We start from the raw sequence: 22,360 nt of genomic DNA on the forward strand, positions 1-22,360 counted from the left end.
TCTCAAAAAAATTCCAAGGGGGAAGCAAGATGAGCCAGAAAAAAGCAATACTCTCTCCGCTGCCGGGAGTTTTTTACCGCAAACCGAGCCCGGAGGAAGCCGAATTCTTCAAGGAGGGGGATTCGGTCAAAGCGGGGGATACCGTGGGATTGATCGAAGTGATGAAAAATTTCTACGAAGTGAAGGCGGAAGAAGACGGCGTTATTGAAAAGTTTTTCGTGGACAACGAGGGGCTTGTCGACGCCGGGCAAGAACTTCTGGTGCTCAAATAATGCTGTGCCATATGGGCAGCAAGCGTGAGGAGTGAAACGGGTGAAAGTCGATCTAAATTGCGATATGGGGGAGAGCTACGGTCTCTACCAGATGGGCAATGACGAGGAAATGATGAAATACATTTCTTCTGCCAACATCGCCTGCGGCTACCACGGGGGCGATCCGCACGTCATGCGAAGGACTGTCGAGTTGGCGAAGGAGCACGGAGTCAGCATTGGCGCCCATCCCGGATTTCCCGATATGATGGGGTTTGGCCGCCGCTACATCACGGCTTCTGCAGAGGAAATCAGGGATTACGTCATGTATCAGACCGGGGCTTTGCGGGAATTTGCCGCCGCCAGCAAACTGGAACTGCAGCACTGCAAGCCGCATGGCGCTTTATTCATGATGGCGATGGAAGATGAGAAAATCGCCAGGGCGATTCTGGAAGGGCTGGCGAGTGTCTCCGAGAAGATGATCGTCTTCGCGTTGAATGGCTCGGCAGTCGTGGAGATCGGCCGGCAGATGGGCATTCCGATCGCCAAGGAAGTGTACGCCGACCGGGAACACACCAAGAACGGCTCGATTGTGTTGACACGTACAGGTCCGACGATCAAGGATTACACAGAGATGGCACAGCGGGTCGTCCGGATGGTGAAAGAAGGCAAGGTGCGGACGCCTGACGGCGAGGAGGCAGAGGTAACGGCGGAGACGATCTGTATTCATGGCGATACGACGGGGGCGATCGAGCTGGTCAAGCAGATCCACGCCGCGTTTCAACAGGCGGGGATCGCGATTCAACCGGCGCGCGAGGTCTTGAATGTTTCATAGTTGAAATGAATGGGCAGCCAACTTGACAACAGGTTGGCTGCTTTTATTTTCAAATCTGAAAATATTCGCATGCTTTGCCGCCCTTTTTGCTATAATAATAGATGTGGGAAAATTCCAAACACTTAATCTCTCTGGAGGGGTCGCATTGATTGTGTGGAAAAATGCTTTGCAACCTGTTTACTGCCCGTTGCCGAAAGAGAGCACACTGCTGGGGGCACTCGAATTGCTGGAGGAGAGCCAGGCTGATTTGCTGCTGGTCAGCGATGAACAACAGGAGATTATAGGATATGTCGACCGGAATTCCCTTTTGCAACAGATCAAAGCCACGCAAGACCTCAGAGGGCCCATCGAGTACAAGATAGACATTCTGAAGGTGCCGGAGCTCAGCCCGATCACCTTTTACCACAATATCTCCGTCGTCCTGGGAGTGGACAGCGCTGGAAACATCACGGGGTATATGACGACCCAGGAAGCGCGCAACCAATTGAGCCAGTACAAGCTGCAGCAGCTCAACCAGATATTCAACAGCTCCGGCACGGGGATCATCACGACCAATTCCAATTTTGAAATAACTTTCATGAATGAAACGGCGGAACAGATTCTGGGCTTGTCCAAGAGCGTGCTCTTGTATCGCAACTACAAGACCCTGCTTAGCATGGACAAGGACCTGGAGGAGATCCTCTCCGGCAAACAGCTTTTGAGCATGAAAAGCTCGATCAATTTCAAGCAGATCAGCGGAAATTTTTCACCGCTGCACGAGAACGGCAAGATCATCGGGATTGTCCATATTTTTTCGCCGCGGGAGCAGCACGAGGAAGCTGTCAGGGAACTGGAGATGGTCCGCAATCTGAATGAAGACCTGCAGGTGATCTATTCCTCGGCCAACGAACAGATCATCGTCGTCAACCATCTGGGAGAAATCGTCCGCATGGCCGGAACCTTTTTGCAGGAATTCTGGCAGGAGGACAGCCCGGAACAATTAGTGGGAAAAGACGTCTACCAGTTGGAGAAGGACGGCATCTTTCAGCCGAACATCGTCGATTTGTGCCTGGTGCAGAAGAAAAAGCTCTCCATGATCCAGGAGTCGAGGAGCGGACGGAAGATCTGGTCAGTGGCTACGCCTGTTTTTCACGGGGACAGGGTTGAGAAGGTCGTGATCCTGTCGCGGGATATCACGGAAATCAACGAGCTGCGGGCGGAACTGGAGCTGGCCAAACGAAAGTCGAAAGAGTACAAGCAAGAGCTGGACGAGCTGTTGACCAGGCAGGATATCCAGCGGAAGCTGGTCTACCGTTCACAGGTGATGGAAAGGCTGGTGGACGAGCTAAAGCACATTTCCCGCGTCGACTCAACCGTGCTTTTAATCGGAGAGTCGGGCGTCGGCAAGGAAGTGTTCGCACAGGCCATCCACGAGTACAGTCCGCGCAAAAACGAACCTTTTATCCGGGTGAACTGCGGCGCCATTCCTGAAAACCTGATGGAGAGCGAACTGTTCGGGTATGAAAAGGGCGCCTTTACCGGAGCCGACCAGAGGGGAAAGCCGGGGCTGTTCGAGCTGGCCCACAGGGGGAGCATTTTTTTGGACGAGGTGACCGAATTGCCCTACAACATGCAGGTGAAGCTGCTTAGGGTGCTGCAGGAGCGGGAAGTGATGCGGGTGGGCGGTGTGAAAACCGTGTCGGTCGATGTGCGCGTGATTGCCGCCACCAACCAGAATATCAAGCAGTTGGTGGCCCAGCAGAAGTTTCGCGAAGACCTGTACTACCGCTTGCACGTGATTCCCCTGGAAATCCCGCCGCTGCGGGCGAGGAGACTGGATATCGTCCCCCTGTCGATTCATTTTTTGCAGCAATTTAACGAACTGCACAAATTGGATAAACGGCTGACCAGGGAGGCCCTGGAGGTCCTGGAGGGCTACGATTGGCCGGGGAATATCCGCGAATTGCAAAATGTGATCGAACGCCTGATGGTGACGACGAGAGCAGACGTCATTTCCAGGGAGGATGTCCTGTCCAACCTGTACGGCGGGCTTACCCGCGACCGGGAGAAAAAGCCGCTGGTTCAGGATATCATGCCGCTGAAGGAAGCGGTAGAAGAGGTGGAAAGCCAGTTGATCAGCATGGCGCTGAAAAAGTACGGCACAGCTTACAAAGTGGCAGAGGTGCTCGGTGTGAGCCCAGCTACCGTCAGCCGGCGCATGCAAAAACTGCTGTACTAAGGAATAAGGGGGAGTCTGATTGTTTACCCTGCCGGAAACGAGGTTTGACTTTGGCGGAGACGAATACATCTACGCCGAAATTTCCCGGGATATGAGCGAGGAGAGCAATTTCAAGGCGCTGGCGATCACCAACGAACTGCGCAGGCGGCAAATTCCCGGAATCCTGGACATTTGCCCTTCCAATGCGTCTTATCTGGTGCGGTTTGACCCGGAGGTGATCTCGGCAAATGATCTGCTGGAGTACTTAAAGGAGATCGACATCACCAAAAGCAACCCTTCCGAGCTGAATTTGCAGGTGCGGATCGTCGATATCCCCATCTGGTACGACGACCCGCTGACCCGAGAGTACGGGCGGCGGTTTCACGAGCGCAATTTTACCCGGGAGGAGATCAGCAATTTTGAACTGGTGATGAAGCTGAACGGGTTTACGGATAAAGAGCGGTTTATCGAAGCCCATTCGTCCTCTCCCTACCTGATTACGATGATGGGCTTTATTCCCGGCACTGCCTGGGAGTACCCGCTCGGAATGGAGAAGGAAAAGATCATTCAGACCCCCAAATACGCCAGCCCGCGCACGGATACCCCCGGCCGGGCGGTTGGCCTCGGCGGGGCGTTTACGGTGATCTACCCGCTGTCCGCTCCCGGCAGCTATCAGCTGATCGGCATGTCCGCCGTGCCCGTATTCGATCAGGAGCGGCGCTTGGAGGATCTGAAAGACACCTTCTTTTTGGCACGTCCTGGGGATATCTGGAAACACCGGCCCGTCGGCGAACGGGAGTATCGGCAGATTGTCCGCGAGGTGGAAGCGGGAACCTACCGGTACCGGATCAAATACGTCGATTTTTCTCCGGAAGAGTACTTTGCCAAAAGAAGGACGTACATCAAGCAGCTAATGGAGGATTTTTAGCATGTTGACGATCATCGACGGAGGCCTGCAAACACTGGTGCAGGATATGGGAAGAAAAGAGTACTACCACCTCGGGGTGCCTCCCTCCGGGGCAGCAGACAAGTACTCCTATCTGCTGGGGAACATCTTGCTGGGGAATCCGCATGATTACGCCGCATTGGAGATCACCATGCTCGGGCCGAAGATCGAAGTGAAGAAGAAGACGGTGATCGCCATTACGGGCGCGCCCGCCCTGGTCATGCACAACGGACAGCCTGCTCCGATGTGGGAGACGATCTGCGTCCAGGAAGGGGATACGATCAGCTTTAAGGCGGCATCGCGGGGGGTAAAGACCTATCTGTGCGTGTCCGGAGGCATCCAGGTGCCCGATGTTCTCGGCTGCAAATCCACGTACACGCTTAGCCATCTCGGCGGTTACAAGGGGCGGAAGCTCATGGCCGGGGATGACGTGCCGATCGGAGAGCCGCTGCCCGGAGTGTTCCATCACGTTGGCAAGCGGATCCCGGATGAGTTCATTCCCGAGTTTCCCTCTTCCGCCGATATTCGCGTGGTGATGGGCATCTCCAGTTACCGGCTGAGCGACGAGGGGATCAAAGCGTTTTTGGATTCTGAGTGGCGGGTCGGCCTGGAATCAAACAATGTGGCGTACCGCTACACGGGCGCCAGAGTGGCGTTTAAGCCGCTCGATCCGCCGTTCGGCGCCGGCAGCAATTCGTCCAATGCGGTCGACATCGTCTATCCTGTCGGCGCGATCATGGTGACGAATGAGGAAGAGTTGATATTGCTCCTGCGGGACGCCACGACAGGTGGAGGTTACGTCACGATCGGCACGGCGATCAATGCCGATCTCGACCTGATCGCCCAGTCCAGGCCGCACACGACCACCCGTTTTCTCGCCGTAACCGTCGATCAGGCGATCGCCGCGAGACTGCAAAAGAAAAGGCGGCTCATGGCGGTCCAGGACTTGCTGCGATAGCCAAGAGAAAGAAAAAAGGCGGGATGTCCGCCTTGGCTTCCCAAAAAGGGAAGTTTTTTATTTCAATTTTTTTTCAACAGCAATCCATACTTCTGCTGCAGGAACATGACCTGGAGGGCAATAACACTCAATACCGGGCAAGTTAGCAAGATCGTACCCGGATGTCGGTACCCATTCCGCATACATTTTTTTCCAAATCCCTTGAACATCCAATTCGGGAGTCACTTCAAACACCGCCCATGTGCTTGCGGGAAAATTCAGCTTTACCATGCCCTCAAGGGGGTCATGCTCAGAAAGAGACGCAAGGTAATAATCGAACTCCTCATGATTTCCGAAATCCCCATTAGCGCAAATTCCTAAGATACCTCTTGGATTTCTTGGCGGATAAGCCCACAGTAACTCAATGAGCTTGTCAATCCGCCCATTTTGCTTTGCTTTGTCCCATAGATCCGGAATCGCATGGAAAGCATCCTTCGTGTTTACTCGCTCTTTGAAACCAACTGCTGCGAATGTTCCGAGGCGTTCTATTCTGTAATTCATCCCTACTTCTCCCTTTTTGTTAATGGTAAAGGTCATGTACCGGATAAGCTGTTAATGGTACGCCGGTTCCGCGTCCCGTTATGGGTGTGAATCGGGATGGCCGCCTTTTTTACCTGATGTTCGCTTGAATGACGCCCCAGTCGCTCTGTGTAAAGTTGCCCATGTACCACAGGGAGACGCCGTGCAGTCCGTAGTACTTGGCGATCCAGAGTTTTTTCTCGATGCTTTCGGCGTTTTCGTACCAAAGCTCATGCTTGCCGCGCTCGTCGGCAAACGTGATCCGCTCCAGGAAGTAGGGAACAGAAAACTGCGCCGAAGTATTTGGCATCTGCAGACGCTGCTCAACCAGGTCGACGGAAGGATATTGCAGGGAGACAACGCTTGCTGTCTGTATCCATTGGTTTGCCTGTTTGGAAATCCCCAGCACCAGTTTTTCCCGGGGGATGTCACCCAGCGCAACGCGGATCGATTCTGCCACGAGCGGCAGCGGCGCCGAGGGCAGACTGCTTTCCTTGTGCGTAAAGTCGTAGGCCATCAAAATGACTTGATCCGCTGTCTGGCCGATGGCTTTCAGGTCATATCCCTTGTAATAGAACGTCGGCGGGACGGCGACAGTCAGGGTTTTATCTCCCAGACCGGTTTTCAGCTGCTGGAGAAAAGAGGTGTAATGGTCCTTGTCTCCCGCATCTGTCAGCCCTTCAAAATCGAGGGAAATCCCCGTAAAGCCGTACTTTTCGTCTGCCAGTACTGCCTGCGCCGTCTGGATGAACATCTGGCGGGCCGGCTGATCGCTGAGAAACTTGCTGAGCGCGCCGTTTTGATTGTCTGCGTAAACCATCAGTTGTTTTGAAACATTGCTGCGATTTGCCGCATCGATAACCGTTTCCCAGCCCTCCGGAACCGAGTATTCCGTCGAAACCGTGCTTAAACGGCCATTGCCGTCGCCGCTGTATTCAAGATGGGACCAGCCGAAGATGACGTCGGACAGAAGGTTCATTTTGTCGACGCTCTGGTACGAGCGGATGGCGTAAAAGCCGGTGCCGGACAGCTTCGTGTCATTGATGCCTTGATCGATCGCGGCGTACAGGATCGAGGCCGCTTCCCGCCTGGTCAAGGAAGAACCCGGGCGAAACGTTCCCTTCTCGTCTCCAATCATGATCCCCTGATGAGAAGCGAGGTAAACGTACGGAGCGTAGTCGCTTGCAATCCCGTTCGCATCGGAAAAATGCCGGGCTGCCTGTTCGGCCTTCCAGCCGGTTTCCAGCCATTGCGCCTGCTGCTCGGCCGATAGCTGCCGGAACAAGTAGGAGCCGACGAGCATGGCCACTTCCTGCCTGGTGATATTGCTTGCCGGACGGAGGGCCTGGTCTTTCACCATAAAGCCGATCAAGCCGTTGTCGTAGGTGCTTTTGACGTACGGGTAGGACCATCTGTTTTTGTCAACGTCTGCAAACGACGGCCCCGCATTCCCGCCATTGCCCGCAAGCGACAGCGATTTGGCCAGCATGGTGATGAACGCCTCGCGGGTCACCGTGTCGCCAGGCTTGAATGTCTGGTCGTCGTACCCGGAAATGATGTTCAAGGCGGACAGCATGTAGATTCTGTCTTTCGCCCAGTCGTTCTGCGCCACGTCTTTAAACGGCGTCAGCCGGGATTCGTAGGCAAAGGCTTGTCCCATCCCGGCAAACAGCAGGATGGCGCAAAACAGCAGCGTCTTTTTCCACATGTTTCTCTCTCCCCTTCTATTTTTGGAATGCTTTCTCTAATAGTAACTCAAATAGTAACGGAATGTTTCTCCTTTTTCTATAGGCAAAGGAGGCTGACGCACGTCTTGCGATTCTTGGGGACTGGCTTTATCGCTTGTGCTCGTCATCTTTGTGCAATAATGCTGGTCGGCCTGGCAGTGAAAAGTTTCTCAAAACAGACAGAAAAGACAGAATATATCAAGAAGATGAAGTAAAATGGAAGAAAAGGAGGAGTTGTCATGGCTGACGTTGTGTTTCTTGACGGGCAGGTGGTAACTGTAGATGGCAGCAGCCGGATTGCCGAGGCGGTGGCTGTCGCCGGCAACCGGATCGTCGCGGTGGGCACCAATCAAGAAGTGGAAGCTTTGATTGGCGGGCATACCCGGGTGATTCGTTTGCAGGGAAAAAGCTTGCTGCCCGGTTTTATCGATTCTCACCTGCACATTACGATTTTTGGCGCGAATAAACTGGGGGTTGATTGCAAAGCGCCCGGAATGGATACCCTGGACGATCTGTTTCAGGCCTTGCAGGAAAAAGCGGCCCAGACGCCAAAAGGAGAGTGGGTGCGGGCTTCCGGCTTTAACGAAAGCAAAATCGCCGAGGGCCGCTTCCCGACGAGGTGGGAACTGGACGAGATTTCCCGGGAGCACCCGATCTTCGTCATGCGGACCTGTGCGCACCACTCCATCGTCAACAGCCGGGCGCTGGAGCTGGCCGGATATGACGAACGGACAGCCGACCCCGCCGGGGGCAGGCTGGATCGCGATGAGCGGGGACGGTTGAACGGGCTGCTCGTGGAAACCGCCCATATGCAGATGTTCGAAGTTGCAGGCTACAACGAAGCCGAGCTTATCCAGGCGTTGTCGCTCGCATCGGCCGACTTTGCCGCAGCCGGGATCACCAGCGTCCACGACGCCGGCGGATACGGCCCGCACAACATCAGGGCGATGCAAAAGGCCGTCCAGGCGGGCCAGGTAAAAGTGAGGATTTACGCGATGGCTGCCGCCTTGAACCGCTGCGAAGACGTCGTCCGAAAAATGCTGGATGCGGGCATCGTAACTGGACTGGGCGATGAGAGGTTCAGAATCGGTCCGGCAAAGGTCTTTACGGACGGAGCCAGTTCTGTGCCGACGATGGCCATGCGGCAGCCGTATACAAGCAATCCGGACGACTGCGGGATTCTCTACTTTTCGCAAGAGGAGCTGAACGCGATATTGGGCGAAGCGCATGAGCAGGGCTTCCAGATCACCGCCCACGCCCAGGGAGACAAGGCGATTGAAATGATGTTGAACTGCATCGAAGCCGCTCTGGAGAAGCATCCGCGCCAAAACCACCGCCACCGGATTGAACACGCAGGCGTGGCGATGCCAGACCTTGTGGAGCGGATGAAGCGGCTCGGGGTGATCCCGATTCCGAACCCGCCGTTTTTCTACGAATTCGGTGAAGGGTACATCAAAAACATCGGCGAACGGGTCAATCACATGTTCCCGGCCCGCGACTACTTTAATGAAGGGATCATCGCGGCGGGAGGCTCAGACAGTCCTGTCACCGACTTTAACCCGCTCCTCGGCATTCACACGGCAGTCAACCGGAAAAGCCGGGCCGGGGTGGAGGTTGGAGCAAATCAGCGGATCAGCGTCATGGAGGCGATCAAGCTGTACACCTGGAACGGAGCCTATGCCAGTTTTGAGGAAGAGCTCAAAGGGAGCATCGAAACGGGAAAGCTGGCTGATCTGGTCGTATTGGACGGCAGAATTCTGGATGTTCCCATAGAGAAGATCAAGGATCTCCGTGTAGAGCAGACGATGATCGACGGAGAGATCGTCTACGAGCGGCAATAGGCAAAAAGAGGCTCCCCTACGGTACACGCAAACCGTCCGAAGGGGAGCTTTTTGCGCGGCGATTGGTTTGTCATTGCCCCCTGGTTGTTGACATAGCTCTGATCGGTTCAGGTTCACTGGGGGTTTTCAATCGCCTCGATGACCTTTTCGGCGGTGCTTCTGCTTGACATCGGATTTTGGCCGGTGACCAAATTGCCGTCCCGAACCGAGAAGTCGGTCCACTTTTCTCCGGAGACAAAGGTACCGCCCCTCTCCCTCAGCTTGGATTCCAAAAGGAACGGCATGTGCTGATCGAGCTGCATCTCCCTTTCTTCCTCGTCGGTGAAGGAGCTGACCTTTTTTCCTTTCACCAACGGGGTGCCGTCCTTGTAGGTTGCGTTTACCAAACCGGCCGGGCCATGACATACTGCTCCAATCACTTTTCCCTGTTCGGCAAACTGCTGCAAAACGTACTGCAAGGTCTCGCTGTCGGGAAAATCGTACATCGTGCCATGACCGCCGGGGAGAAAGACCGCGTCGAATCCGTTGGCGTCTTCCTTGCTCAATGCAGCTGTATGCTTCAGCTCGGCTTCCGCTTCGCTCCACTCGGCATTTGCTTCGTCAGAGATGCTGTTGGGGTCGAGTGCTACTTCCCCGCCGCTGATGCTCGTGACCTTGACTTCATAGCCTTTGGAGTGAAACACATTGTAGGGAACAGCGAATTCCTCCAGCCACAGGCCTGTTTTGTGATCGTCTGTGATCTTGGTATGATTGGTTACCACCATCAAAATGCGCTTGTTGTTTGACATGGACAAAGGGGCACCTCCTGTTGGGTGATCGAAAAACTGGATTTCACTCACGTAACATCTATATTATGGTAACTGCGGCCCGTTTTATCCGCCGCCATTGCCCGGCGAGGGGAGCTGATCTTCTTTGAGCAGACGGGATATCCTTTTTTGGAAGTTTTCGTTTAAACTAGGGGAAGAAGAGAGGAGGCGGTAGCCGACATGCTCCATTTTCCATCGTTGGATGCGGCGGAGGCTTTTCCTTTGGATCGGCAATTGGAATGGCTGAAGGCGATTGTGTATTCGGTCAATGACGGCATTCTCGTGATTGACAAGCAGGAGGTGGTTCGGCTGATCAATCCCGAGTACACGCAGATCACAGGAGTGCCCCCTGAGCGGATTATCGGGAAAAAGCTGCGGGATGTGCGGCCAGGCGCGCTGCTCCCGAAGACACTGGCAGACGGAAAAAACCGGGTGGGGATCTATCGAAAAGAGGGCAGCCGGGAATACGTCGTCGATATGGCCCCCATCATGGTCCGCGGCGAGATCATCGGAGCGGTATCCGTTTGCAAAGGATTGACAGAGGTACATACACTTGCCCAAGAGCTGGCAAAGAGCAAGGAAACAATCAGCCGATTGGAAAAGACGATGGGCTCGCTGCATCAGGCTGCCCATACCTTTGACCAGATCGTCGGAAATGACGGCGGATTAAAAGACATCGTGTTCGTGGCGAGGAGAGCAGCCGATTCTGATTTGCCCGTCTTGATTACCGGTGAAAGCGGCACGGGCAAGGAGCTGTTCGCTCAGGCGATCCACAATGAAAGCAAACGGGCTGGAAATCCCTTTGTTCCTGTGAACTGTGCGACTTTTTCCCCGGAGCTGCTGGAGAGCGAACTGTTCGGGTACGAAGACGGCGCCTTTACCCACGCGAAAAAGGGCGGAAAAATCGGATTGTTTGAATTTGCCGATCAGGGGACCTTGTTCCTGGATGAAATCGGCGATATGTCCTTCGCGCTTCAGGCAAAACTGCTGCGGGTCCTGCAAGAGCAGAAGATCCGCCGGGTGGGAGCAACCCGGGAGCGGGCGGTCAACGTCAGAGTGATTGCCGCAACGAACAAGGACCTGACATCGCTCGTAGCGAAGAAACAGTTTCGCGAGGATCTCCTGTATCGCCTAAACGTCATCAGCCTGAAAATCCCGCCGCTGCGGGAGAGACGTCAGGACATCCCGCGGATGATCGATTGGATGCTGTCGAGAAACGGCAACAAATCTGACGCCGGGACGACATTCAGCATAGAGGAGGGGGCCTTGCGAACGCTGCAGAATTACGATTGGCCAGGCAACGTGCGGGAACTGAAAAACGCGATCGATTACGCCGTTTGCATGACAGATGATGCGGTCATCAAGGCGCATCACCTGCCGGAGTGGATTGCCAAAACATCGCATCCTGAAAGCTGCCAGCCGCAGGTTCAGGCAACGCTTAAGGAAGCGATGGATGCTGCACAGCGCAACGCCATCCTCCAAGCGATTGAGCAGTGCGGCAAGGATGTGGAAGGAAAGAAAAAAGCAGCCCGACTGCTGGGGATTTCCCTGGCTACCCTGTACAATAAAATGAAACAATTGGACATCATGATGTAAAAATTCTCTAAAGGTTTGGAAATCGGGAAGAGGATTTCTAAACATCTGGAAATGGAAGCGATTACAGCGGGCGCAGGGTGACGGTCTGCAGCCCGATCCCGCTTTCTAATATGTTGGAAACAAAGACAAGCATGCATGCGAAAAAACCTTGGCGACAAGGTTTTCCTTTTTGGCATGAGGCTTGCTTCTTGAAAGGTGCGAGATACAGATTACGTACCAGAGGAGGGGGCAAGTTGTTGGCGTTGCTCGGTTTTTTAACTATCTTCGTCTTTCTTTTTCTGATTATGACCAAAAGGGCCTCTGTCATCGTTGCGCTGATCGCAGTGCCGATCTTTTTTGGACTCGTCGGCGGATTCGGGACCGACCTGGGAAAAATGATGCTGGACGGGATCAGGGATGTAGCCCCGACCGGCGTCATGCTCTCTTTTGCGATCCTTTATTTTGGGGTTATGAACGACGCAGGTCTGTTTGACCCTGTCATCTCCAGAGTCCTGCGGCTGGTCAAGGGGGATCCGCTCAAGGTCGTGGTCGGAACGGCTGTCATCGCCATACTGGCTCATCTGGACGGCTCCGGCGCTTCCACTTTCCTCATCGCCATCCCGGCGCTGCTGCCGCTGTACGAACGGTTGGGCATGAGCAAGCTGGTCCTGACTTGTGTGGTGGCGCTTGGTGCCGGGACGATGAACCTCCTGCCCTGGGGAGGACCGACGGCCCGTGCCGCCAGTTCGCTGAAGCTGGACATCGACACGATTTTTCCACCTGTGATTCCCGCGATGATTGCCGGGCTCATCTGGGTTCTGGCAGCCGCCTACTGGCTGGGGAAAAAGGAGCGGGAGCGGGTCGGGGTAACCGATCTGGTTTACAATTTTCATGCGGAACTGACGGAAGAGCAGCTGCGCGTACGCCGGCCCCGCTTGTTCTGGTTTAACCTGGCGCTGACCCTGGTTACAATCGTGGTGCTTGTTGGGGCATGGATACCGCTTCCCGTCGTCTTTATGATCTCGCTGGTGATCGCACTGATTGTGAATTATCCCAATCCCAAAGAACAGCAGGAGCGGATAAACGCACAGGCGCAAGGCGTTATATTGGTGCTGGCGATTATCTTTGCCGCCGGCATCTTTACGGGAATCCTGTCTGGCACCAAAATGATCGAAGCGATGGCTGCCAGCCTCGTCAGCCTGATTCCCCAGGGAATGGGCGGACATATGCCTGTTTTGGTGGCTGTGACCAGCATGCCTTTGAGCCTGCTGTTCAACCCGGATGCGTATTACTTCGGAGTGCTGCCAGTTGTTTCCCAGGCGGCTGCGGCATTTGGCGTCGAGCCTGCAGAGATCGCCCGGGCCGCCATCCTGGGACAGATGACGACAGGATTCCCGATCAGTCCGCTGACGGCTTCCACCTTTTTATTGGTTGGCCTGGCGGGGGTGGAGCTGGGAGACCACCAGAAATTTACGTTTGCCTGGGCGTTTGGCACGACGATTGTGATGACGATCATCGCCGTTATCATCGGAGCAATTTCCTTATAAGAGAGGGTTGGACTATGCTGAGAATTGGTTCCGGGGCGGGATTTTCCGGAGATCGGCTGGAGCCGGCAGTACTCCTGGCCGAACGGGGAGAACTGGATTATCTAGTATTGGAGTGTTTGGCGGAAAGGACCATCGCTCTCGCCCAAAAAAGAAAACTTCACGATCCGGCACGCGGCTATGATCCGCTATTGGAAAAGCGGATGAAGCAGCTTTTGCCTGTGACCAAGGCAAATGGCGTCCGGATCATCACCAACATGGGGGCGGCAAATCCGTTGGCTGCCGCCCGTCGCGTCCTGGAAATCGCCGGCAGCCTGGGGCTTTCGCTCAAAGTGGCAGCGGTGACCGGGGACGACGTGCTGGATCTGATCACGCCGGCGGACACGGTACTGGAGACTGGCGAGCCGCTGGCCAGCTATCCGCAAGTCATCTCTGCCAACGCTTACCTCGGGGCCGACGCTCTGCTGCCGGCGCTTAAGAGCGGAGCAGATGTGATCATCACCGGACGGGTGGCAGATCCGTCGCTCTTTCTGGCTCCGATGATCTACCACTACGGCTGGTCCCTGCAGGACGCCGACCGGATCGCACAGGGAACCGTCGTCGGACACTTGCTGGAATGCGCCGGACAAATCTGCGGCGGCTACTTCGCTGATCCGGGCATCAAGGACGTGCCCGACCTCGCGAACATCGGCTTTCCCTACGCTGACATCGATTCCACGGGAAGGGCGGTAATTGGCAAAGTGGCGGGAACGGGCGGACTGATCAGTCTGGCGACGGTCAAAGAACAGCTTCTCTACGAAGTGACAGACCCGACCGGCTATGTGACCCCCGATGTGGTGGCCGATTTTGCCGCGGTCCGTCTGAGGGAGGCAGGGAGCGATCTGATCGAGGTGTCAAACGGTCGGGGGAGACAGAGGCCGCAAGCGCTCAAGGTGAGCATCGGCTACCAGGCAGGCTTTCTCGGCGAGGGGGAAATTTCCTACGCTGGCTCAAATGCGGCGGCCCGGGCGAAGCTGGCTGGCGAGATCGTACGGGAACGGTTGCAAGATCGCTGCAGGGACCTGAGAGTGGATTTCATCGGCAGCACCTCCGTTCACCGGCAGAGCTTTTGGCCGGATGTCGAACCGTATGAAGTGCGTCTGCGGGTGGCGGGAAAGGTGCCCACCCGCGAGTTGGCCGAGCTGATCGGCGAAGAAGTGGAAGCGCTGTACACCAATGGTCCTGCCGGCGGGGGAGGAGCCAGGAAGTATGTCAATGAATTGATCGGGATTGTGTCGACGTTGATCCCGCGAGAAAAAGTTACGACACACGTAACCGTCTTGGAGTGAAACAGATGCGAACAAAACTGTACAAGCTGGCCCACAGCAGGGCCGGTGACAAGGGAAATACGCTGATTCTGTCCTTGATTCCGTATGATGAACAAATCTATCCGCTCCTGTGCGAGAAAGTGACGGCAGAGAGAGTGGCAGCGCATTTGCACAACATCGTGGCGGGAGGGGTGGTTCGCTACGAGCTTCCGCATATTTCCGCCCTTCAATTCGTCTGTTCAGGCGCGCTGCTTGGCGGGGTGACAACCTCTTTGGCCATGGATACGCACGGCAAGAGCCTGAGCGCTGCCCTGCTGGAGATGGAAATAGAGCTGTCCTGACGGATACCCATTTTTTTCTTGCGATCCCGCCGTCTCGCATTATAATTGAGAGGAAACAAAGTATCTCGATAGGATGGGTGTCGGATGCGCAGAAAAAGATCGGGAAGACTCTGGCTTGGCGCGGTTCCGGCCGGATTGATCATCGCAGCTTTTTTCATGAAGGATAATATGGCGTTCTCCAAGCTGTTTGAAGCAAAACCCTCTGACCTGGAAGTGGCACAATCCGCCGGTGAGCACGACCGGAATGGTTCAACTGGCGGTGCGGCTGTTTCAACGCCAGAGCCGCCAGCGGGAAACAGTGCGGAGGAAACTCCTGCACCGGAAGCTGTTGCCCAGGCAGATGCCCCCAAACCGGCCGAAGCCGACAGCATCACGGTTCTGGTCAATAAAAGCGTCCCGCTGCCTGAGGATTACGCGCCGGCAGACTTGGTGAAGCCAAACGTGCCGTTCCCCTTTAAGGAAGATCTGCCGAAAAAGTACCTGCGCAAAGAAGCTGCTGAGGCTTTGGAACAGTTGTTTGCCGGAGCCAAGCAGGACGGTATCGAGCTGTACGGCGTCTCGGGCTACCGTTCGTACGCCACTCAAGTGGCGGTCTACAACCAGAACGTAAAAACCCAAGGAGTGGAAGCGGCAAACCGGGTGAGCGCCATCCCGGGACACAGCGAGCACCAGACAGGACTGGCGATCGACGTCTCCAGCCGAAGCGCAAAGTTCGGCCTGGAGGAGGAATTTGGCGATACGCCCGAGGGAAAATGGTTGGCACAGCACGCGCCCGAGTACGGTTTTATCATCCGCTACCCCAAGGGCAAGGAAGGGATTACCGGGTATGCCTATGAGCCTTGGCATATCCGCTACGTCGGGGCCAAAGTCGCCCAGGAGGTGACTCGGCGGGGGATTACCCTGGATGAGTACCTGGGAGAGTACATGCCGCAGAAAAAATAAAGCTGACGTACCGATAGCCTTTTGGGGAGACTAGGGAAAAGGAAGGAGGACTTACGGTGAAAACGGTTACTTTAGGCGTGAGAGGAATGTCGTGCAATCACTGTGTCAACAGCATCGAGGGAGCGCTGAACAAAGTGGCGGGAGTCGGCCAGGCGAAAGTGGATCTGGCAGCGGGCCAGGTGATGGTATCTTTTGACGAAGCTGCCGTATCGCTCGCAGAAGTCAAGGAAACAATCGAAGAACAGGGATACGACGTCGTTTAATACAAGCAGGAAAATAGGAAGAGGGCTGTGCGTCATCAACCAAGGGCGCACAGCCCTCTTCGCGTGCATTGCAGGCATATTGGAGTAGTCGTTTAGTCGTAGTCTTTGAGATGCATTTACATATTCCTGATCAATTGGTAGGATAAGGTACATCGTCCGGGTAGAGGGGGTTCCTTCTACTCATTTTGTTGGGCGGCTGCTTGTTCGTTTGCGGCCTGGAGCTTTTGCCGTTCGCTTTTTTGGCCGCGGCACCCTTTTGGGGATAGAAGCGATGTCGATACCGGCAAAATTCCAATCTTTTGCCTGCCCGGCGGCATCCTGGACCAGCTTTTGCGAGAGCTTTTTCACCTGCTCCATAAACGCCTGCGCCGAAGCGGCTCCCTGTCCGATTTCACTCAGGCGCTGTTCCCAGCGGGCGGTCATTTCCGGGGAGGCGAGGATTTTATCCCCGATCGCTTCGATCAGGAGCGTGCCTTTGGCTGTAGCGAAGACCTGATTTCGCTTCACTTCGATGTACTTTCTGTCCTTGAGCGTACCGATAATTCCGGCTCGTGTGGCTTCGGTGCCCAGCCCTTCCGTTTTCATCAGCACCTTTTCCAATTCTTCATTATCCAGGTGCTTGCCGGCTGTCTTCATCAACGTGATGAGCTGCCCTTCCGTGTAGCGCTTGGGCGGCTGGGTTTTGCCCTCTTTTACCTTGACTCGCTTTACCTTACCGACAGCCCCTTGTTCCACCTCTGGCAGAATGGCGCCAGCTTCCTCATCTTTGTCCTCGGAAAACAGCACCTTGCGCCAACCCTCCCGGATTAGCTGTCTGCCTTTGCTGATGAATTCCGCCCGTCCGTCTACGACAGTGGTAATCGTCGTGTAGTCGAATATAGCCGAGTCGTAATGGGCGGCGATCAACCGGCGCACGACCAGATCGTAGAGCTTTTGTTCATCTGCGGACAGCTTCGCAAGATCTGGGACCTGTTCGGTTGGGATGATGGCGTAGTGGTCTGTCACCTTCTTCTCGTTGACATACCGTTTGTTGTTCATGAGCGAACCGACCGGAGTCGGAAATAGGTCTTTATACATAGGGAATTGCCCGATTTTTTGCAAGATGCCGGGAAAAGTCTGCGCCTCCCCTGGCGTCACGAAGCTGGAGTCGGAACGGGGGTAGGACAAAACTCCCATGAGATATAATTGCTGGGCTAAGTCTAGGGTCTTCTTGGGAGAGAATTTGTACAGCTTGTTGGCTGCGGCCTGAAGCCCGGACAGGTTGAACAGATAGGGCGGCTGGTACTCTTTCCGCTCCTTGGCGACTTCTTTGACCTGGGCGGGTTTTCCCTGGCAGAAGGCGGCGATTTTTTGGGCCAGCTCTTCATTGTTCAGGCGTGATTCACCTTCTTTTTGCCAAGTACCTTCGTATTCCTTTCCGTCGATGTGGAATTTGGCGATCACTTCCCAGAACGGCTCAGGCTTGAAGCTGGCAATTTCCTTTTCCCGTTTGACAACCAGTGCCAGCGTGGGTGTCTGTACCCGTCCGGCGGAGAAGACGTCGGAAACTCCCTTTTGCTGCAAGAGGAGGGTGTAGATGCGGGAAGCGTTCATCCCGACGAGCCAGTCTGCACATGCGCGGCTGTAGGCTTCATAATACAGGTTTCGCGTATCCGTTTCAGACAGGAGAGAGGCGAAGCCCTCACGGATCGCTTTCTCGGTAAGCGAGGAGATCCAGAGCCGCTTCATCGGTTTTTTTACACCGCACAGATTGACGATGGTGCGGATGATCAGTTCGCCTTCCCGCCCGGCGTCACCGGCGTGAATAATCTCCGTGACGTCGGAACGGGTCAGAAGCTGTTTGATCACGGAGAACTGCTTGGATTTGGAGCGCATGACCTGATAGCGAAACTGCTCGGGGATGATCGGCAGGGTCTGGATGCTCCACTTTTTCCAGGCTGGATTGTACTTTTCCGGGGGCACCAGTTCACAGACATGGCCGACCGCCCAGGTGACGAGGGCCCCCTGGGGAAAGAGCGAATGAGGCTGTATCTCGATGTATCCCTGCCGCTTTTTGTGCGTGAAGGGGCCGGCAAGTTTTGAAGCCTGATCAGGCTTTTCCGCGATGATTACTTTCATGACAAGACTCCTTGTAAGTTCAGTGTGATGCGCCCACCGCGGGAAGTAATGTTTCCTGAAACGGTGACGGATCAGAGGGTTCTCAGTCGAAATCGTAACACAACATTGGCCGCAAGCACCAGAAAAAAACGGGACAGGACGGGGATGAAGGGGTTGGGAATCTATTTTTCGGTAATGTTTGGATTTAATTATAAAAAAAACCTTGACATACAATTAGTACCAGTTCTAAAATAGAAACTGTTTTAAATTTGGAAATTTTAGGAGTGGAATCAATGAAGCACTTGAAATTATGGCCATATCTTTCCCTTGTACTTGCCATCACCGTTTGGGCGGCATGTATTCCGGCCGTTGCCTTGGCAGAAGGTGAAGGCCAGGATGATTACAACTGGATCGAGGGCGGAACGACTGTCGATATGGGCAACCAATTGGCAGAGCTCAAGCTGGATCCGGATCATGCGTTTCTAGGTGCAGAGGATACCAAAAAAATGATGACCGAATCCAACAGCGTCATCTCCGGCAACGAAATCGGTTCCGTTTTTCCGATGAATCCCGAGGAAAATTGGGTGATCCTCTTCGAATACGAGAATTCCGGTTACATCAAAGACGATGAAAAGGAATCGATCAATGCCGATGACCTGTTGGAAAGCTATAAACAGGGAACAGAGGAACACAATGAAAACCTGCCTGACTCGCAAAAGCTTTACGTGGACGGCTGGGATTTGAAGCCGCACTACGATGAAAAAACGCACAATTTGACCTGGTCGCTGCTCGGCCACAACGGACGGGGCGAAAAAATCATCAATTACAACGTTCGCCTGCTGTCCCGGAAAGGCTTTGTGTCGGCAACGCTGATCTCCGACCCGTCCAGCTTAGCCAAGGATAAAGCGATATTTACGGAAAAGGTACTGCCTGGCTTCGGTTTCAAATCAGGGGAAAAATACGAAGATTTTGACCCCAGCACAGATAAGATTGCGGAGTATGGACTGACCGGCCTGATCTTGGGCGGGGCCGGCCTGGCAGTAGCGAAAAAGGCGGGACTGTTAGCCTTGCTGCTCGTCGTTGTGAAAAAGGCCTGGTTTTTGATCATCGCCATCCCAGTTGCGATCTGGAACTTCGTCAGAAGAAAAATCCGTAAACAGTCTGCACAGACAGCTCCGGCGGAAGCCACGGCTGAAGCGGACAGTGCCCAGGCGGAATCAAATGAGAATACGAACCGGATGTAAAATTAAGAACCCACGGATCATGTCCGTGGGTTCTTTTTTCTGTCATTGGTATGGTGATACGTTCAACAGACCGGAAACGGATCGGAAGCGGTACCCTGCTCCCGGAGACGCACATGAAGGCCGCTTTTCTGAGGTTATTCGATTCTAACCGCCGTGCCGCTGACTGCTACCATCAGCATGCCTTCGCGAACCACTTCATAGTCGACGTCGATACCGACGATGGCGTTGGCTCCTTTTTGCCTCGCCCGGTCCATCATCTCTTTCGTGGCAATATCCCGGGCTTCGGCCAGCTTGGTTTCATACGCGCCGGAACGTCCCCCTACGATGTCGGTGATCGAAGCGAAGAGATCCCGCACGATATTTGCCCCCATGATCGCCTCGCCGTTGACCAGCCCGAGGTAGTCTTTGATTTGCCTTCCTTCAATATTATTGGTTGTCGTCAAAATCATGTTTCATCCACCCTTTCTGTCCCAGTATGTCTAACGATTATCCTGTCAATAAGTTGCATCTTTTAGCCGTTTCAAAAAAACATTTGTCTCGACAAAAGAAGAAGGGATATGTGCCCAGCGTTCGACAGCCTTTCTTTGTTAAATGGGCTATACTTCTTTTCGGGAATAAGGCATACGATGATTCAAGCAGCACTACTATGCAAGTCATGTTTTGCGGAAAGGGGACTATTCATGAAAGAGCGGACTTATTCGTACAGGAAATGGCCGTCGTTTCACGGTGAAAATGTGATCGAATGCCTGTCTCACAGCCCAACGGTCCTTTACATCCGCTGGGACATCGCCAGGCCCCGGATACGCATGGTCGCATCCTATTTGCAGGCGGACAGCGCTTTGATCAAAAAAGGGATCCGGCTGTACGATGTGACCGGCCGCTGCTTTGACGGAGCCAGCGTTCATAGCAGCCGGGATATCATCGTCGATCAAGAGGCGAGCTCATGGTACATACCGGACGTTGTGCCTGGGCACACGTACATTGTCGATTTGGGTCTGTTCCACGGCGAGCGCTTTTGTCCGATCCTGCGCTCCGAGCCGGCAGCCACTCCCCGCAGCCAGCCTTCCGCCTGGTCGCGGATGAGGGGGGGCTGCGACCAGGCCGCTGCAGGAAAACAAGTTGCCACGACATAGGGAAACAGTGATAAGCTGCAAGGGAGGAACAGGCATGAGCCGACGGATCACATTTGGCACAGATGGATGGCGGGCGGTGTTCGCCGATGGATTCACGGTGGAAAATGTCCGCATTGTCGCACAGGCGATCGCCGCTTTAACCGTGGAAAAGGGGCAGCAGGAGCAGGGGATGATTGTCGGTTACGACACGCGTTTCATGGGGCGGTCGTTTGCCGAGGAGGTCGTTCGCACGCTGACGGCCAACGGAATCAAGACGTACATCGCAAATGAAGCAACACCCACACCGGTGGTAGCGTTTGGCGTAAAGACCTTTGCCGCCAGCGGGGCTGTCGTTGTCACCGCCAGCCACAACCCGCCTGAGTACAACGGGATCAAGTATATCCCTGATTACGCCGGCCCGGCTAATCCCGAGATTACCGAACGGATCGAAGCGTTGATCCGGGAGATTCAGGAGACAGGTCAGGTGAAGCTGATCAGCGTGGAGGAGGCGATCGCCCGCAGACTGATGCGCCATATTTATCTGCGGCCGCATTACGAGGCCCATCTTCGCCGGATGATTCACTTCGACGTGATCAAGCAAGCGGGCCTTCGCGTTGTCGTCGATCCGATGCACGGCGCGGGGATCGGTTACGTCAGCAGACTGCTGGCCGAGGCGGGAGCGGAAGTAACGGTCATACGCGGCTATGCCGATCCGCTCTTTGGCAAAGACCTGCCTGAACCGACAGAGCCGCGGCTGAAAGGCCTGGCGGAAGAGGTGGTCAGACAGCGGGCTGACCTCGGATTGGCTACCGACGGTGACGCCGACCGTTTCGGCGTCGTCGATCATACCGGAAGGTACGTCTCCGCTAATCAAATCTTGTCGCTTTTGACCCGCCACCTGGTGAAGAACCGCGGACAGGTCGGGCGTGTGGTACGGACCGTAGCCACAACCCACCTAATCGATCGAATCGCCGGAAAATACGGTTTGGGAGTGACGGAGACGCCGGTTGGCTTCAAGTACATCGGCGCAGAAATGCTGCAGGGGGATGTATTGCTTGGGGGCGAGGAGAGCGGCGGCGGAAGCGTCAGCGGCCACATTCCCGAGAAGGACGGCATTTTGCTCAATCTGTTGGTCGCGGAGATGTGCGCCTGGGAGCGGAAAAGCCTTGAACAGATGCTCTCAGATCTGCATGAGGAGGCAGGCAAACTGTACAGCACCCGCCTGGACGTCCGGCTTGACGGACAGGCGGCGAGGATGAAAAGCTTTCTGCAGACGCCGCCTGAACAGGTTGGGCCTTATAGAGTAAAGAGTGCGGTAGAGTGTGACGGGGTCAAGCTGCTGCTCGAACAAGGGCATTGGATGCTGATCCGCCCATCCGGCACGGAGCCGCTGCTGCGCATATACTGCGAAGCTGCCAGTCGGGAGGCATTGGCGGAACTGTACGAGGCAGTGGAGGATTGGCGCGCAGGATATTGAGATCCCGAGCTACGGGTTCGACCGGAGTCTGTCCGAGGCGCCCCGGATTAGTGGGGATAGCGCATCCCGTCAAAGCCGAACAGTTCTCTTATTTCCACGTACTTTCGCACCGGTACGTTAGGGAAGACAATCGCCAGTTCTCCTTCATGGATCTCCAGGTTGTTTCCGGGGGACTCGATCGTATGGGGTATCTCCATCGCCTGCAAGGCCTTGGTCATATAGGCGGCCTCGTCCCATGTCACGATGTAGTAAAACTGTTTGTCCTCCAACTTCTTCACACTCCTTTGCTCCACATCATCATACCACATCCAGGATTCCTCTTTACAACCGAACGTCGTTCTG

The 22,360-nt window shown here is 54.9% G+C and carries 21 protein-coding genes; 15 read left to right on the forward strand and 6 right to left on the reverse strand.

Annotation, left to right across the window (positions count from 1 at the left end; all coding sequences use genetic code 11):
* The first annotated feature begins 29 nt into the window (after positions 1–29).
* The 5 genes from ACI7RC_RS00500 (at position 30) to ACI7RC_RS00520 (ending at position 5,184) form a co-directional block, all read left to right on the forward strand.
* Entirely contained in the window at positions 30–272 is a 243-nt protein-coding gene (locus tag ACI7RC_RS00500) for an acetyl-CoA carboxylase (RefSeq protein ID WP_408106263.1), read from the forward strand.
* A gap of 40 nt (positions 273–312) precedes the next feature.
* Positions 313–1,083, forward strand: coding sequence for a LamB/YcsF family protein (locus ACI7RC_RS00505; RefSeq protein WP_408106264.1), 771 nt, complete (start codon positions 313–315; stop codon positions 1,081–1,083).
* 151 nt (positions 1,084–1,234) lie between these two features.
* Complete coding sequence (locus ACI7RC_RS00510; RefSeq protein WP_408106701.1) at positions 1,235–3,301, forward strand: sigma 54-interacting transcriptional regulator; 2,067 nt, start codon at positions 1,235–1,237, stop codon at positions 3,299–3,301.
* Positions 3,302–3,320: 19 nt separating this feature from the next.
* Complete coding sequence (locus tag ACI7RC_RS00515; protein ID WP_408106265.1) at positions 3,321–4,208, forward strand: 5-oxoprolinase subunit B family protein; 888 nt, start codon at positions 3,321–3,323, stop codon at positions 4,206–4,208.
* Position 4,209: 1 nt separating this feature from the next.
* Positions 4,210–5,184, forward strand: coding sequence for a 5-oxoprolinase subunit C family protein (locus ACI7RC_RS00520; protein ID WP_408106266.1), 975 nt, complete (start codon positions 4,210–4,212; stop codon positions 5,182–5,184).
* 57 nt (positions 5,185–5,241) lie between these two features.
* Here the strand turns inward: ACI7RC_RS00520 and ACI7RC_RS00525 are convergent, their stop codons facing one another.
* Positions 5,242–5,724 (reverse strand): GyrI-like domain-containing protein, encoded by a 483-nt coding sequence (locus tag ACI7RC_RS00525; protein ID WP_408106267.1) that lies wholly within the window; start codon positions 5,722–5,724, stop codon positions 5,242–5,244.
* 109 nt (positions 5,725–5,833) lie between these two features.
* Entirely contained in the window at positions 5,834–7,450 is a 1,617-nt protein-coding gene (locus tag ACI7RC_RS00530) for an S-layer homology domain-containing protein (protein WP_408106268.1), read from the reverse strand.
* 258 nt (positions 7,451–7,708) lie between these two features.
* Between ACI7RC_RS00530 and ACI7RC_RS00535 the strand changes: the two genes are divergently transcribed.
* Positions 7,709–9,310: an amidohydrolase gene (locus ACI7RC_RS00535; protein ID WP_408106269.1), complete on the forward strand. Its 1,602-nt coding sequence runs from the start codon at positions 7,709–7,711 to the stop codon at positions 9,308–9,310.
* A 113-nt stretch (positions 9,311–9,423) separates the two neighbouring features.
* On the opposite strand, the gene ACI7RC_RS00540 is transcribed toward ACI7RC_RS00535, so the two are convergent.
* The gene (locus ACI7RC_RS00540) at positions 9,424–10,098 is read right to left on the reverse strand and encodes a type 1 glutamine amidotransferase domain-containing protein (protein WP_408106270.1); all 675 of its coding nucleotides are present in this window, start codon (positions 10,096–10,098) and stop codon (positions 9,424–9,426) included.
* A gap of 198 nt (positions 10,099–10,296) precedes the next feature.
* On the opposite strand from ACI7RC_RS00540, the gene ACI7RC_RS00545 reads away from it, so the two are divergent.
* The 6 genes from ACI7RC_RS00545 to copZ all read left to right on the forward strand — a co-directional run bounded on the left by ACI7RC_RS00545 (position 10,297) and on the right by copZ (position 16,088).
* Positions 10,297–11,712, forward strand: coding sequence for a sigma-54 interaction domain-containing protein (locus ACI7RC_RS00545; protein WP_408106271.1), 1,416 nt, complete (start codon positions 10,297–10,299; stop codon positions 11,710–11,712).
* 233 nt (positions 11,713–11,945) lie between these two features.
* Positions 11,946–13,238 carry a CitMHS family transporter gene (locus ACI7RC_RS00550; protein ID WP_408106272.1) on the forward strand — a complete coding sequence of 431 codons (1,293 nt, stop codon included), beginning with the start codon at positions 11,946–11,948 and terminating at the stop codon, positions 13,236–13,238.
* 14 nt (positions 13,239–13,252) lie between these two features.
* Positions 13,253–14,563, forward strand: a complete 1,311-nt coding sequence (locus ACI7RC_RS00555; RefSeq protein ID WP_408106273.1) for an acyclic terpene utilization AtuA family protein — start codon at positions 13,253–13,255, stop codon at positions 14,561–14,563.
* A gap of 5 nt (positions 14,564–14,568) precedes the next feature.
* On the forward strand, positions 14,569–14,883 hold the full coding sequence (locus ACI7RC_RS00560) for an AtuA-related protein (protein ID WP_408106274.1): 315 nt from the start codon (positions 14,569–14,571) through the stop codon (positions 14,881–14,883).
* 84 nt (positions 14,884–14,967) lie between these two features.
* Positions 14,968–15,825, forward strand: a complete 858-nt coding sequence (locus ACI7RC_RS00565; RefSeq protein ID WP_408106275.1) for a M15 family metallopeptidase — start codon at positions 14,968–14,970, stop codon at positions 15,823–15,825.
* A 56-nt stretch (positions 15,826–15,881) separates the two neighbouring features.
* On the forward strand, positions 15,882–16,088 hold the full coding sequence (copZ, locus tag ACI7RC_RS00570; protein WP_408106276.1) for a copper chaperone CopZ: 207 nt from the start codon (positions 15,882–15,884) through the stop codon (positions 16,086–16,088).
* 180 nt (positions 16,089–16,268) lie between these two features.
* Here the strand turns inward: copZ and ACI7RC_RS00575 are convergent, their stop codons facing one another.
* Positions 16,269–18,206, reverse strand: a complete 1,938-nt coding sequence (locus tag ACI7RC_RS00575) for a DNA topoisomerase III (RefSeq protein WP_408106277.1) — start codon at positions 18,204–18,206, stop codon at positions 16,269–16,271.
* A 272-nt stretch (positions 18,207–18,478) separates the two neighbouring features.
* On the opposite strand from ACI7RC_RS00575, the gene ACI7RC_RS00580 reads away from it, so the two are divergent.
* Positions 18,479–19,429 (forward strand): DUF2167 domain-containing protein, encoded by a 951-nt coding sequence (locus tag ACI7RC_RS00580; protein WP_408106278.1) that lies wholly within the window; start codon positions 18,479–18,481, stop codon positions 19,427–19,429.
* A 134-nt stretch (positions 19,430–19,563) separates the two neighbouring features.
* On the opposite strand, the gene ACI7RC_RS00585 is transcribed toward ACI7RC_RS00580, so the two are convergent.
* Entirely contained in the window at positions 19,564–19,878 is a 315-nt protein-coding gene (locus tag ACI7RC_RS00585; protein WP_408106279.1) for a YbjQ family protein, read from the reverse strand.
* A 231-nt stretch (positions 19,879–20,109) separates the two neighbouring features.
* Here ACI7RC_RS00585 and ACI7RC_RS00590 point away from each other — a divergent pair, with 231 nt between their 5' ends.
* Together ACI7RC_RS00590 and ACI7RC_RS00595 are read left to right on the forward strand one after the other, a co-directional pair.
* Positions 20,110–20,562: a DUF4912 domain-containing protein gene (locus tag ACI7RC_RS00590; protein ID WP_408106280.1), complete on the forward strand. Its 453-nt coding sequence runs from the start codon at positions 20,110–20,112 to the stop codon at positions 20,560–20,562.
* Positions 20,563–20,596: 34 nt separating this feature from the next.
* Positions 20,597–22,018: a phosphoglucomutase/phosphomannomutase family protein gene (locus ACI7RC_RS00595; RefSeq protein ID WP_408106281.1), complete on the forward strand. Its 1,422-nt coding sequence runs from the start codon at positions 20,597–20,599 to the stop codon at positions 22,016–22,018.
* A 47-nt stretch (positions 22,019–22,065) separates the two neighbouring features.
* Here ACI7RC_RS00595 and ACI7RC_RS00600 read toward each other — a convergent pair whose 3' ends face one another.
* Complete coding sequence (locus tag ACI7RC_RS00600; RefSeq protein WP_408106282.1) at positions 22,066–22,326, reverse strand: hypothetical protein; 261 nt, start codon at positions 22,324–22,326, stop codon at positions 22,066–22,068.
* Positions 22,327–22,360 lie beyond the last annotated feature (34 nt).

The sequence above is a fragment of the Brevibacillus sp. B_LB10_24 genome (assembly GCF_046036945.1).
In the GTDB taxonomy this organism is placed as follows: Bacteria; Bacillota; Bacilli; order Brevibacillales; family Brevibacillaceae; genus Brevibacillus_C.